Annotated in this window: 13 protein-coding genes and 1 pseudogene; 2 read left to right on the top strand and 12 right to left on the bottom strand. The window is 62.4% G+C overall.

The window, feature by feature from the left end:
• Positions 1–131: 131 nt before the first annotated feature.
• A complete protein-coding gene (locus AB7245_RS08160) occupies positions 132–1664 on the top strand; it encodes a PLP-dependent aminotransferase family protein (RefSeq protein WP_439034177.1) in 1533 nt (510 codons plus the stop codon).
• A gap of 274 nt (positions 1665–1938) precedes the next feature.
• On the opposite strand, the gene AB7245_RS08155 is transcribed toward AB7245_RS08160, so the two are convergent.
• The 12 genes and pseudogenes from AB7245_RS08155 to AB7245_RS08100 form a co-directional block, all read right to left on the bottom strand.
• A complete protein-coding gene (locus AB7245_RS08155) occupies positions 1939–2583 on the bottom strand; it encodes an FMN-binding negative transcriptional regulator (RefSeq protein ID WP_439034176.1) in 645 nt (214 codons plus the stop codon).
• Between the two features lie 61 nt (positions 2584–2644).
• A complete protein-coding gene (locus AB7245_RS08150) occupies positions 2645–2863 on the bottom strand; it encodes a rubredoxin (RefSeq protein ID WP_439034175.1) in 219 nt (72 codons plus the stop codon).
• Between the two features lie 304 nt (positions 2864–3167).
• A pseudogene (locus AB7245_RS08145) lies at positions 3168–4710 on the bottom strand (tripartite tricarboxylate transporter permease).
• Positions 4711–5178 carry a tripartite tricarboxylate transporter TctB family protein gene (locus AB7245_RS08140; RefSeq protein WP_439034174.1) on the bottom strand — a complete coding sequence of 156 codons (468 nt, stop codon included), beginning with the start codon at positions 5176–5178 and terminating at the stop codon, positions 4711–4713.
• An 11-nt stretch (positions 5179–5189) separates the two neighbouring features.
• A complete protein-coding gene (locus AB7245_RS08135) occupies positions 5190–5723 on the bottom strand; it encodes a helix-turn-helix domain-containing protein (RefSeq protein WP_439034173.1) in 534 nt (177 codons plus the stop codon).
• An 89-nt stretch (positions 5724–5812) separates the two neighbouring features.
• Positions 5813–6763 carry a PDR/VanB family oxidoreductase gene (locus tag AB7245_RS08130; protein WP_439034172.1) on the bottom strand — a complete coding sequence of 317 codons (951 nt, stop codon included), beginning with the start codon at positions 6761–6763 and terminating at the stop codon, positions 5813–5815.
• Positions 6764–7273: an MOSC domain-containing protein gene (locus AB7245_RS08125; RefSeq protein WP_439034171.1), complete on the bottom strand. Its 510-nt coding sequence runs from the start codon at positions 7271–7273 to the stop codon at positions 6764–6766.
• Between the two features lie 34 nt (positions 7274–7307).
• Positions 7308–8951, bottom strand: a complete 1644-nt coding sequence (locus tag AB7245_RS08120) for a thiamine pyrophosphate-dependent enzyme (protein ID WP_439034170.1) — start codon at positions 8949–8951, stop codon at positions 7308–7310.
• Entirely contained in the window at positions 8948–9625 is a 678-nt protein-coding gene (locus AB7245_RS08115; RefSeq protein WP_439034169.1) for a 3-oxoacid CoA-transferase subunit B, read from the bottom strand. The genes AB7245_RS08120 and AB7245_RS08115 overlap by 4 nt, the downstream gene beginning before the upstream one ends.
• Positions 9622–10284 carry a 3-oxoacid CoA-transferase subunit A gene (locus AB7245_RS08110; RefSeq protein ID WP_439034168.1) on the bottom strand — a complete coding sequence of 221 codons (663 nt, stop codon included), beginning with the start codon at positions 10282–10284 and terminating at the stop codon, positions 9622–9624. The genes AB7245_RS08115 and AB7245_RS08110 overlap by 4 nt, the downstream gene beginning before the upstream one ends.
• Before the next feature lie 20 nt (positions 10285–10304).
• Positions 10305–11483 (bottom strand): acyl-CoA dehydrogenase family protein, encoded by a 1179-nt coding sequence (locus AB7245_RS08105; RefSeq protein ID WP_439034167.1) that lies wholly within the window; start codon positions 11481–11483, stop codon positions 10305–10307.
• A gap of 18 nt (positions 11484–11501) precedes the next feature.
• Positions 11502–12464, bottom strand: coding sequence for a Bug family tripartite tricarboxylate transporter substrate binding protein (locus AB7245_RS08100; RefSeq protein WP_439034166.1), 963 nt, complete (start codon positions 12462–12464; stop codon positions 11502–11504).
• Positions 12465–12742: 278 nt separating this feature from the next.
• Here AB7245_RS08100 and acuR point away from each other — a divergent pair, with 278 nt between their 5' ends.
• Positions 12743–13411 carry an acrylate utilization transcriptional regulator AcuR gene (gene acuR, locus AB7245_RS08095; RefSeq protein ID WP_439034165.1) on the top strand — a complete coding sequence of 223 codons (669 nt, stop codon included), beginning with the start codon at positions 12743–12745 and terminating at the stop codon, positions 13409–13411.
• Positions 13412–13416 lie beyond the last annotated feature (5 nt).

Here is a 13416-nt window from a genome sequence, read left to right as displayed (position 1 = left end):
GGCCATCGCTGCTCGGGCTGAGATGTCAAAGCCGATTGGTAGAGCGGTGTGTGACGATTTCTTTCAATGACTCACAAAGTCGGTCTATTCTTGACTTCAAAGTACGAGCGGATAGGTAGACCAGAACGGCCATGGCCAGGCGCCGAAACATTATCGCAATTCCCTCGCTGGGTTCTCTCGACAAGACCACAGGCCGGGTCGGACACCAACTCACGCAGGTACTTCGCGAGGCGATATCAAACGGGACCCTGAAGCCGGGCGAACGGCTGCCTTCCACCCGAGCCCTCGCTGCATCGCTCAAACTCGCTAGGGGTACGGTCATCGAGGCGTTTGGTCAGCTACATGCGGAAGGCTACCTCGAAGCGCGCGCCAGAGGCGGCACGATCGTAGCGGACGTCAATGGCGATAGCGAACTCGTGAACCGAGCGCAGGCATTCATTGAGCCGCCGCGGATCGGCCCTGTGTTGCGGGAGAACGTCACCCGTCTTGCAGAGGTCGCGCAAATTCTTCGACCCCAAGGGACGACGCCATTTGCAATCGCTCATCCGGCAGGCGCAGTCGCCCCGGATGACAAGTGGCGCCGCCTTGGTAATCGCGTCCGAGCGCTACGCGTGGCTGCCCCGTCCGGATACATTGACCCGAAAGGATTGCCCGATTTGCGGATCGCGATTGCTGACTACGTCCGTAAGGCCCGTGGAGTGAAATGCGAGCCCGGTCAGGTCGTGATCACGGCAGGTACGCAGCAGGGTCTTTTTCTGGCTGCAACCGTTCTTCTTGCGGACGGAGACGCAGTATGGGCGGAAGACCCCGCCTATCCCGGTATTGTCGCGGTCCTCGGAAACTTCAGCGTCAAGACCTCTCGGATTCCCGTCGACGACCAGGGCATCGACGTCCAGGAAGGTCTCGTCCGATGTCCGAAGGCTCGGGTCGCCTTCGTTACACCATCGCATCAATACCCGCTCGGCATGCCGATGAGCATGGCCAGGCGCACGGCTCTGTTGTCGTGGGCCCGTCAAAATAATGCATGGATTGTCGAGGACGACTACGACAGCGAGCTTCGCTACGCGGGACATCCATTTCCCTCCTTGCAGGGACTCGATCCTACACGTGTCGTTTATCTCGGGACGATGAGCAAGGTGCTGTTTTCCTCGATGCGGATCGGATACGCCATCGTTCCCCTTCCCCTGGTGGATGCGTTCGCGGGCGCCCGTGCTCTTATCGACCGCCATTCTCCGATGGCCGATCAATATGTGCTCGCACAATATATGCGCGAGGGCTATTTCGAAGCTCACATACGGCGCATCCGGGGCGCTTACGCAGAACGGCGCGCGGCCCTGATCTCCGCCATCGGGAGAGAGCTGCCGTCCTGGGCAACGCTCCAACCAAGCGACCAAGGTATGCACCTGGTGCTCTGGCTTCCTGCCGGCCTCGACGATGTCAAGCTTGCCGACCAAGCACACAACGCCGGGCTGGTGGTGCGACCGATCTCGCCCATGTATCAAGATGCGCCTGCTCGCTTCGGTCTAATGCTCGGGTTTGGCGGCTTTTCCGTCGCGGAATTGCAGGCCGCCGCAGTCCGCCTGAAGGGCGTACTTGAGGCATCGGTCCGCGCGAACAGGAAGGCCAAACTGTCCAAGCGCCCACGGATGAAAACTACCACATAAATGTGGATGGCCGCGCTCAGGTCTCTTTCGCGATAATCGGCGCTCGCCGCGAATTAGAACATTGGGTCAGGTGTTCCGCGGCGCGACGGGAAGGACGCACATTGATCTCAAGTCTTTGAGTCCGACAGCGGCAGACGATCGTAGGGCAAATGAGATTCATCCATGCTTGCGCACGGCTGCCGATGGGTTTGGCCCCGCCATACCCTGCCACGACGATGACAAGTAGGTCGTTGTGCCACGATTTCTCCGTGCATGTCGCTCCGTCGGATATGGGTCAGGCCTGCTCCGCCTTGGCAGCAGCGGCGGCCAGCATTGCATCGCCGATCACATCCTTGCCCTGCGCCTTGAGCGCGTTCCCTGCACCAAGAATGTCCCGGACCTCTTTATTTTGACTAAGCTTCGACTTGCCAACGAGCCGTGTGATCTCGATTTCGATCCCGACGATCATCTTGAGCATCGTGTCGATATAATCCTTGGGGCTATCGGTCATCTTCCAAGGATTGGCCTGCTTCGCCTCATGGATGCGCGTCAGCCGCGCGACCATGCCACGGACGTAACGCTCATCGTCCCGGATCGTCGCGCGTCCGTACACATGTGCCACCATATAGTTCCAGGACGGAACCTGCTTCTTGAACTCGATCTTGCTCGGATACCAGTTCGGCGCGATGTAGGCGTCCCCGGCACGGAACACAATCAGCACCTCGTTCCCCGTAGCGATATCCTGCCAAATGGGATTTGCGCGGGCCACATGTGAATGAAGCACGCCCTGCTGCCCTTCGTTCGCGTGCAACTCGAAAGGCAGGTGATTTGCGTCGAGCCCGCCCTTCCCGTTGGTAAAGAGGATGCCGAGAGGATTTTTGTCGATGAGATCGTGAAGCGCCTCGGGGCGCGACTCGGCGAAATGTGGAGGGACGTACATGCTGGCTCCTTGGCAATTGATGAATGCCGCGCACGCTGCTCGCACCATCAACGGGATTTCTTCAGGCCTCGATCATCTGGAATTCACTCTTGCCTGCGCCGCAATCGGGGCAGATCCACTCGTCGGGGACGTCTTCCCAGCGAGTGCCCGGCGGAATGCCCTCGTCCGGCCATCCCTCCCGCTCGCTGTAAACAACCCCGCAGAGCGCGCACATCCAAGTCTTGTAAACCGGTTTGTCGACCGCCGTTTCAGAGTGCAGGTGAGCGCTTTCATTGCTCATCTCTCTAATCCTATCCCGTGGAGGGTTCATGAGACCGATGTACGCCATAACTGGATCACCCCACAGAGCCAGTTCGTGACATTATTGCTAGACCAGATTGGCACCCCCGGTGTTACTCACCGCACTGCGAGGCCCCTAGTCAGGAGGTGAATGCGTTGTTCGAGCAGGCGAAACGTTTCGCTTCCCAGTCAAGCGGCTGAAGAACATCCAGGAGACTGGGCGTTTCCAAGCATTGTGCTTCGTCAGCAATGCGCCGCTACTTCATCGCGCAAAGGCCTGTAACTTATGCCTGTGGAACTGGGGCTTACTCCGCGGCCCGGGCGACCGCAGCGCCGGTCCCCTCCGCGACGTCGGGCACCGCAAGCGCCTTCGGCCTGCGCAAGCGAACGTAGACCTGCGCCGCCAAAAGCGCCACGCACAGGAACAGAAACAACGCGCTGATCGGCCGCTCGACGAAGATCATGGCGTCGCCGCGAGAAATCAGAAGGGAACGGCGGAAGTTCTCCTCCAAGCGCGGGCCCAGCACGAAGCGAGGCCGGGTGGAAGTCGAGCAGCAGGAGCAGATAGCCGATCAACCCGACGACGACGGTCTCGCCGACCTGGAACATGTCGTTGTTGGTCGAGTAGACGCCGATCGCGACGAAGAACAATGCGCTTGGATAAAGATATTTGTACGGAATCAACAGGAGCTTCACCCACAGCCCGATCAGCGGGACGTTGAGCAGCACCAGCATAATGTTGCCTATCCAGAAGCTCGCGACCAAGCCCCAGAAGATGTCCGGATGCTCTTTGATCAGCTGGGGACCTGGCACGATGCCCTGGATCATCAGCGCGCCGAGTATGAGAGCCATGACTGCGTCCCCGGGAATGCCGAGGCTCATGGTCGGGATGAAGTCCCCCTGTACCGACGAATGCGTGGAGGCTTCCGGACAGGCGACGCCTTCGATCATTCCGGTGCCGAACTTCTCTGGTGTCTTCGAAACCTTCTTCTCGGCCGCGTACGAGATGAAGGAAGCGATCGTCGGTCCCGTTCCAGGAATGAGCGAACACAGGCTGCCGATGATGGTGCCGCGCAACATCGCCGGGATCGAGCGGCGGAGTTCATCACGTGACGGACGCAGATCGCGCAAGCCGACGTTCGAATAGCGCGTGTTCACCTCAGAATACTGGTTCACGCTCTTCATGAACTCGGCGATACCGAATAGACCGAGAGCGAGTCCGACGAGTTCGATGCCGTCAAGGAGATTCGGGATGCCGAACGTGAAGCGCTCCGCCCCGGTCTCGACGTCCGTCCCCACGATGCCTAAAAATAAGCCAAGCAACGTCATGGCGATGCCTTTGAGAGGCGAGCCTCTCGCGAGTGTCGAACCGGCGAGTAGGCCCAGAAGCATCAGCGAGCAGATTTCGGTCGGACCAAATTCCAGCGCGACCTTTACCAGTAGCGGAGCTAGAAAGATCATCTCCAAGATGCCCCAGGAAGCGCTGACGAAAGACGATAGTACCGTAATGCCAAGCGCCGCGCCGCCGCGGCCCTGCTTCGTCAGCGGAAATCCGTCAAGACACGTCACCGCGTGCGGCGGATGACAAGGCAGATTGAGCAGGATCGAGCAGATCGCGCCGCCGTATTGGGCCCCGTAGAACACGCCTGATAGCATCAGGATCGCGCCTACCGGTTTGATACCGAAGGTCAACGGCAGCAGCACCGAGATCGTGGCCAGCGGCCCCATCCCCGGCAGGACGCCCACCATGTTGCCGACCAGGACGCCGACAAAGCACCACATAACGTTCTGCGGCTCGAAGGCGACACCGAAGCCGTACCAAAGATCTGAAAGCGCGCTCGCGAACATCTAGAACCCCCAACGGTACAGCGGGAAAGGAACCCTCAGCACGTAGGAAAAGAGGAGACCGCCGGCGACAGTGACGACCGCGGCCAAGGCGGCCGAGCCTTTCAGGGTGGCCGTCCTGTCGCCGAGCGCCGAGACGAAGACGCACATGAAGGTAGCCGCGGCCATGCCCAAATAGACGCCGAAGAGGATGAACATCAGCGGGCCCGCGAGGATGCATGCCCAGCCGCGCCATTCCATCGCGGCGGGCAATATGCGCTCCCCCTCTTCGAGAGGCGTCGCCAACCCGGTGACGAAAATCAAGGCTCCGACGAGAACCATGATGACGCCGATCATGAACGGAAACATGCCCGGTCCGACGTGGGCCAAGGACCCGAGCGAATAGGCCGTCGAGTTGAGACCGATCCCCGCGCCCAGCAACACCAAGAGCAGCCCGGCGTAAAAGTCTTTCTTTCGCAGCATGATCGGCATTCTCAGCACCTCTATGCGGGTTTGGTCGCTATGACGACGAGCGCCGACGCCGGTCCGGAAGAGACCTGGATCAGCTTGTGCGGGATGGTGGAATCGAACTGGATGCAATCGCCCGGATTGAGGGTCTCCTTCCGCTTACCGATGACGAGTTCGATTCGGCCGGTGAGGATGAACAAGATCTCCTCACCTTCGTGATGACTCATGATGCGACCGCGTTTGGCCGTCTTGGTCGGCCGCACGATGAAGGCGCGCATCGTGCGTTCGGGAGCCAGTCCGGCGACGAGCGACAGGTGCGTGTCGACGTCGCCCGCCTTCCCCTTCTTGGCGCGGACGATCGTGATGGGGTCGTGGTCGTCGGGCTGACCGTAGAAGCGGTCGAGGGTCGTTCCGAGAGCCTCGGCGATCTTGAGCGCGGAGCCTATCGACGGAGAGGAGAGCCCGCGTTCCAGCTTGGAAAGATAGCTGCGGGTCAGGCCGGAATCGGCGGCAAGCTGCTCCAGAGTCATGCCGCTCTGCACGCGGAGAAATTTGAGGTTGAGTGTCATTGCGCTCGGATCTTTCCGAAGTTATTGCCTGCATCGATCTCGCACCAAACCACCGACAATTCAAATCGTGGACCGGGACCTCCGACGATCTACAGATCCAGCACCAGTCTCTGTCCCGCGCAGTCGCCCACGCACACGATGAGCTCCTGCTGCCGCTCAGCAGGCGAAAGCACGCGATCTCGATGGATAGGCGGCCCCTCAGTCCAGCGCGTGCGGCAGGCGCCGCAGATGCCGCCGCCGCAGGACACGGGTACGTCGACCCCGAGCGCTTCAAGCGTTCCGAGAAGGCCGACCTCCGGCGTGACGGTCGCCCGCTTGTTGCTCGCCGACAGAAAGAGTTCGTAGGGAGGCACGTCGCTTCTGGCGGTGATCTTCGGCGGCGTGAACATCTCGATGTGCTTGCGCTCGTCCGGCCAGTCTGAGACGGCTTCTTCGAAGTCCTTCAGCATGGTGTCAGGTCCGCAGCAAGCCGCCAGACCGGATGCGGAGAACTTGCCGATGATCTCTGCGACGATCGGCTTGTCCTGCGTAGTCGTGTCATATAATCGGACCCGGCCCGCTTTCATCGCCGGCCCGATCATATCGGCCAGGACCGGCCGCCCGCGGGTGGTCCAGTGGAGCACGTAGTTAGACTGCCCCCTGCGCTCGAGATGCTGAATGGCGGAGATGAATGGCGTTACACCGATGCCGCCTGCGACGAACAGGTTGGTCCCCTCCGGGGCCAGCGCGATCCCGCCGCGAGGTAGTGAAACGTAAACAGGCTGTCCCACCTTCACTTGATCGTGGATGAAGTTCGAGCCGCCACGGCCGTCTCGCTCGCGCTTTACCGCGATCACGTAGCGCCAATCGTCGTCCGGTTCGTTGCAGAGCGAATAGGTCCGGACAAGACTCTGCCCCAGGTGCACGTCGATGTGCGCTCCTGGCCGGAACGGCGGCAGTTCCCAATCGTCCTGGTCGACGAGGGTGAAGCGCTTAGTGTCGTTGCCGAGATCCTCGATATTGGAGAGGACTGTGGAGACAGTCTTGATCGCCTTCGCCATCTAGATCGGCCTCACGGCGTCGCCCACGCGCAGTGTGCCGCCAGCGATGATCTTGCAGTTCAACCCGGACCGGTTGATCAGTGGGTCGAATACGGCCTTGCCGAGGATCTCCTCGATGTGACGGCACGGCGTCGAAAGGCGGGTCGCCTCCACGATCGTCTCTCCAAGCCGGAAGCGACGCCCGACCAGATGATTCAGCGGGACTCCTTCGACGGTGACGTTTCGGCGATGTTCCTCCGGCAACAATTCGATCTTGTGGTCTCGCCGCAGAGCCTCGAGAGTTTCCATCTCGAAAAGCGTGATTTGCCGCCCCTCCTCTGGCTTGTGGGAGTAAAACCCCGTTTCCTGGCCTACGAAGTACCGGTCGCCCTCGATGCCGCGGCCGGCGACGAGTTCGAGCGAAGGAAACGAGCGCATCGGAAGGAAGGCTCGCGGGGTCTTGTGAAGAAAGCGTACGACGCCCTGCCAAGAGGCTGCGACCCCGGCTTTCTCGCTTGCGACGGCATCCATCATGTTTCTCCCTGCACAATGATCCGGTTCGGCCTCAGCGCGGCGCCGCAAGCGACTTGTCCAGCGTCTGACGCACGTCCGATCGCACTTCGATCACCACCGGTCCCTCGATCTGCATTGCGTCCGCCACGGTCAACGCGGCGCTGCCTGCATCGTCGATGACGAATCCCGCCGCGCCGAACGCGCGGGCAAGAGCGGCGAAGTCGGGGCTCGAAAGATCGGTGCCGTATGGGCGGCCGGGAAAGGCCCGCTCCTGGTGCGAACGGATGGTGCCGTAAGACCGGTTGTTCGACACGACGATTTTGAGGTTCGCTTTTCTCGATACCGCCGTCGCCAGTTCGTTGCCAGTCATCAGGAAGCCGCCGTCCCCGCAGAACGCCACGACCTGTCGCTCCGGAAAACGAAGGCTCGCAGCGAGCCCGGACGGGACCCCGCTGCCCATTGCACCGCAAGCCGAGCCGAGCAGCCGTGCAGTCGGCTCGAGGCTGAAGATGCGATGGACCCATCCCGCGAAGTTGCCGGAGTCCGTCGTGACGATGCCGTCGGGCTTGAAGTGTGTAGCGATGGCCGCCACGGCGTGACCGAAGACGTCTGCGGACGGTACGCCGAAACGAGGCCAACCGTGTGTGGCCGTCCGCACCGTGGCTGCTGCTCTGAGCCACTCGGTCCGGTCCGGCGCTGCCGCGGAAACGGCGAGCATGGCCGATACGAACGCATGCGATCCAGAAACGACCGCGACGTCGGTCTGGACGCGCTTTCCGATCGCATCAGGATCCGGATAGACATGGACCAACGGCTGGCGCGGCTCGGCCTGCCTCGGAAACGCAAATCCGAGCGAGGACAGGTCGCCCAGACGCGTTCCGACGGCAACGACGAGGTCGGCGCGCTCGAGCAGTTTCGCATGGGGCTGGGACGTGAAGAAGCCGAACTGACCGGCCCACAGCGGGTGAGCGTTGGGAAACTGGTCCTGCATCTTGTTCATGGTGACGGCCGGGACGCTCCACGTCTCGGAGAACGCGACCAGATCTTCGCGGAACGATGCCGTCCGGCATTCACCGCCCACCAACAGGATCGGCCGCTCCGCGGCCGTCAACGCCGCAGCCGCCTGTTTGATCGCCGCAGCGCCCGGCTGCGGACGCCCAGCCCCGTTGACCGTGGCGACAAATCCCTCGGCCGAATCCTTGAGGAGATCTTCCGGGACTTCGACCGCAACCGGACCGGGCGTTCCCGCATGTGCCACCGCGAACGCGCGGGCCATCATCTCCGGAACGAGATCGGCGGAGTTCAGACGCACCGACCATTTCAGCACGCCGGCGAACGAACGGCCACAATCGACTTCCTGGACGGCGTCCCGTCCGAGGTTCGGACGATCGACCTGACCGACCAGCATCACCAGCGGAATCGCCTCCTGCGCGGCCACGTGCAGTCCGAGCGCGGCGTTGAAAGCGCCCGGACCACGGCTCGCCATCACGACGCCGGCGCGGCCCGTGAGCTTGGCGTCGGCGACGGCCGCGAGACTCGCGCTTCCTTCGTGGCGGCAGGTCACCAGATCGAAATCGGTGCGGTCGCGCAGTGCATCGAGCACCGCCAGAAAGCTCTCCCCCGGCACCCCGAAGGCCCGGTCGACCCCATGGGCGACCAGGCAGTCCGCGACAAGTTTGGCGACGCGATAAATCATGCGACGCTCCCGTCCTGTCTGATGGTCTGGACCTCGCCGGTGACGTGCAGCGGCGCCTCCGTGCGATCGCGCAGCGCCTCCATTGTAAGACCGTCGAGGAGAGCGCGGATCGCTAGCCCTTCCTCGGTCACGTCGAGGATGGCAAGGCTGGTGAATATGCGGCTAACCACTCTGCGCGCCGTGAGCGGGTAGCCGCATCGCTCCACGATGCGGGAGCGACCATCCTTCGTGGTGTGGTCCATCATCACCCAGATCGACTTCGCGCCGACTGCCAGATCAATGGCTCCGCCGATCCCGGGCGGCGAGCCGTTGTCACCGGTCGTCCAATTCGCGAGATCGCCATCTTTCGAGACCTGGAACGCGCCGAGCACGGCGACGTCGAGATGGCCACCCCGCATCATCGCGAACGAAAGACTCGAATCGAAATAGGAGCCGCCGGTCCGCAGCGAGACCGGCATTTTCCCGGCGTTGATGAGATCCCAGTCCTCCGCGCCGGCCGCGGGCTTTGGGCCCACGTTGAGAATACCATTCTCGCTGTGAAGGATCACGCCCGAATCGGCCGGCAGGTAATCGGCCACGTGCGTCGGAGCGCCGATGCCGAGATTCACGAAGCCTTCCTCGGGAAGATGCAAGGCAACCATGCGCGCCAGCGCGTCGCGTGAAAGCGGGGTCATCGGGAGCTCCTTGCGAAAACGCGGTCGACAAAGATGCAGGGCGTGACGATGGCTTCCGGGTCCAAATCGCCCGCCTCGACCACGCGATCGACCTCAACGGCGACCGTCCGGCCGGCCGTCGCCATGACGGCGCAGTGATTGCGCGCCGACTTGTTGTAGGTGACGTTGCCGAGCGTGTCGGCGAGGTGCCCCTTGACGAAAGCAAAATCCGCGCGAAGCGGAAGCTCGAGAATGAATTCACGTCCTTCGACGACGATCTTCTCCTTGCCCTCCGCGAACACCGTCCCGACGCCGACGGGAGAAAGGAAGCCGCCGAGACCGGCGCCGCCCGCCCGTATGCGCTCCACCAGCGTTCCTTGCGGAACGAGTTCAAGCTCGACCGTGCCGGCACGATATTGTTCGGCGAACTGCTTGGCGCTGCGCGGATAGGAGCAGACGATCTTGCGGACGATTCTGGCCTCGAACCACAGCGACAGATCGTCTTCTGTCGAACCGGCGTTGTTCGATATCAGCGTCAGGTCGCGGACGCCCCGGTCGAGCACCGCCTTGACCACTCCGAGCGGAAGGCCCGCGCCGCCGAACCCGCCCATCAAGACGGTGTCGCCGTCCTTGATGCCTTCGACAGCCGCCGCCGCGTCCTCCACCACTACGTTGCGCATCGTTTCGTCCGCCGTGCTTGCTAGAGGATTGAGGCTTGGTACGTCGTGGACAGGCCGCGGCCGACCCGGTCGAGCAGCATCTCGTTGGTGCCGTCGGCGTAAGCGGCCATCCGGACCTCGGCGAAATGCATGTTCAAGCGGTGAGCCACGCCGGCGCCGGTCGCGCCCATGATCCGGACGCACTGATCGATGCCCCAGAGCGCAGTGTCGACGGCGAACTTCTTGGCTTGCGCGGCCAGCGTGACCGGATTTCTCCCGGTCTGTATCTGCTCGGCGGCGCGGAAGACGAGCGCGTTGGCGGCCTCGAGCCGGGTCGACACCTCCGCGAGCTCCCAGCGCAGGCCCTGATGCCCCGTCAGCGGTTTTCCAAAGGCTTTCCGGCCTTCGCAGTAGTCGACCGCTTCGCACAGCGCCGCGTGCAGCGTCGCGACGCACATGGCCGCCACGTGGACCCGGGCCGCGTTAACGGAAGCCATCGACGCCTTGAGCGCGGCGCCTGGCGCTGCGATCAGACACCACTCGGGCACGAAGTGACCGTCGAAGACTATTTCGGCCAAGCGGAAGGATCGCGCTCCGGGAACGACGATCTCGGTCCGCTTTACCGTCTCGGCTTGGCCGAGCGGCACATAGAAACTGGCAATGTCCCCTGCCCCCATAGTGTCGCCCACGCGGGCCAACACGATGAGACCACCGACCAGCAGACCGCCCGTCATCCACGCCTTGGTGCCGCTCAGAGCCCAGCCGCCGTCGACCGGAACGGCCGTCGTGGTAAGGGCGGAGACATCGCTGCCACCCGCCGGCTCGGTCATGGCGGTCGTCAGAAGAAGCTCGCCGCACAGCGCGGGCTTCAGGAGGCGCTCAACCTGGATTGGCGTGCCAGTCTGGGAAAGTCGCGTCGCCCCGCCTTGGTGATGATTCAGGCAGAACGCCGCGGCGAAGCCGTGACGCGCCATTTCCTGCGCGACGCGGATTTTGCACAGGTAGGACGCTTCCATCCCGCCGTGAGCGCGCTTAGCTTGAAGCCCGAACATGCCGAGCGCCGCCCATTCGGCAATCCACGTCTCGGGAAACGCCTCGCCCGCCATGTGCGCGGCGAAGACGCTGTCGGAAAAGGCCCCGGCGCAGAATGCCCGCGCCTTCGCCACGTGATCGCGCTCGTCGGCAGAGAGATGAGCATCGTACTGGTGATAGAACTCCATCGTCGATCCCTCGGCGAGCTACTTCTGAAGAGGCGCCCCGATGTCCTTGGCCCACTTATCCCAGTAGGCCTCTTCCTTTCCGACATCCGCCGTGAAGCTCTCCACGGTCGACCCCGTGATCGGCGTGGCGCCGATCGTTTCCATTTGCTTCAGGAATTCCGAATCGCTCGCAGCCTTGTCGAGGGCGGCGCCAACTTTGGCGACGACGTCTGCCGGAAGGTTCGGCGGACCCGCGACGCCGAACCACGGCGAGATATCGAGAGGTTTGCCGCCGGCCTGCTCGATCGTCGGCAGATCCGGGAAGGCCGGCGACCGGTCAGCCGATGTCACCGCGAGCGCGTTGAGGGAGCCGGCCTTGACCTGCTGACCGATCGTGGCTTCGGTAAAGAAGCCCACCTGCAAGATACCCGACATGCAATCGACGATCGGTTGATTGCCGCCCGAATAGTTGATGAACGACATCTTCGTGTCGTAGGCCATGTCGAACAGCGTGCCGCCAATGTGGGATGTCGCGCCGAACGTACCGCCGAAGTTCACTTCTCCGGGGTGGGCCTTCAGATAGGCCACCAGTTCCGGAACGCTGGATACTGGAAGTTTAGGGTTCACGACGAGCAGGTTGCGCTGCTTGGCGACCTTCCGGATGTAGGTGAAGCCTTTCTGTTGATCGTAGCGCACGGAGGAATAGAGCGCCTTGGCGCGGGTATTCGAGGATTCGACCGCGACGAGTAGCGTGTAGCCGTCGGGGTTCGCGCGGGAGACATTGGAGGCGGCAATCATTCCGCCGGCGCCACCATTGTTCTCCACGATGACGTTCTGGTTCAACTCCTTGGCGAGCAGACGCCCGATCACCCGACCGATAATATCCGTCGGGCCTCCCGGCGGAAATCCGACGACCAGCTTGATGGCGGTCGAAGGGTAGGCGTCGGCTGCGATCGCCGGCACGGAAAAAAGCCCCAGACACACGGCGCCTGCAGCGGCCAAACCCGCGGCTTTCCTGAACGATTGAATCATGACGAAGCTCTCTCCAAGGACGGCTCACATTCGAGCCAAGGACACTTTGTGTCAAGTATGAAACCACCCCGTCGCGCCGCGCAATCGCACAAGGGGGCAGCAAAAGCCGCGGAAAAAGCGTGCACATTGCATAATGAGCCGACATTTCTGCTCCCAATACCGTTTCTCCACAAGGTGGCGCCGTTTTCCGGCTTGCCAAATTCGGGCAGCTGTGTTCTAGACGATCGGTCTAATCAGGATACAATTCAGTGGCAGAAGAGAGCATTCGACGGAAACCGGGCGAGCCGGACCGACGCGACATTGGATATGCGCCGACGCGCCACGTCCTCTTACGTTGCGGGATGGAGGTGATGACCCAGCAGGGTTTTGCAGCCACCGGACTGGACGCGCTGCTGCGCCGTGCAACCGTGCCGAAGGGGTCTTTCTACCACTACTTCGAAAGCAAGGCGGACTTCGGCCGCGAAGTCATGAAGTCCTACGATTCTTTCTTCCGGCATAAGCTGGACCGGGCCCTGAACAACGAAAAGCTCGCGCCGTTGGCGCGCATGCGAGCTTTCGTCGAGGACGCCAAGGCAGGTATGGCCAAATACGGCTATGCGCGGGGCTGTCTGGTTGGAAACCTCAGCCAGGAGGTTGAGGCGCTGCCAGACGATTACAGGCGCCTGTTGGACGAGATCGTCAGGGGTTGGCAGCGGAAGGTAGCGCGTTGCCTGGAACTCGCACGCGACGCAGGCGAGATCAGCGCCGCCGCGGACTGCGATTCGTTGGCTGAGTTCTTCTGGATCGGCTGGGAGGGAGCGGTGATGCGGGCCCGCCTCGTCAAGAACGGCCGTCCGCTCGATACTTTCATCGTCGGCTTCATCGCCGGCCTACCGCGTCCGGACGGGCCGAAGGCCAGGTCCAGAAGAATCTCGTGAAAAGG

It is taken from the genome of Bradyrhizobium sp. 604_D8_N2_3, from assembly GCF_051810765.1.
GTDB lineage: Bacteria > Pseudomonadota > Alphaproteobacteria > Rhizobiales > Xanthobacteraceae > Bradyrhizobium > Bradyrhizobium barranii.
The sequence above is the reverse complement of the archived record's forward strand: the minus strand, read 5'-3'. Positions and strand labels throughout refer to the sequence as shown.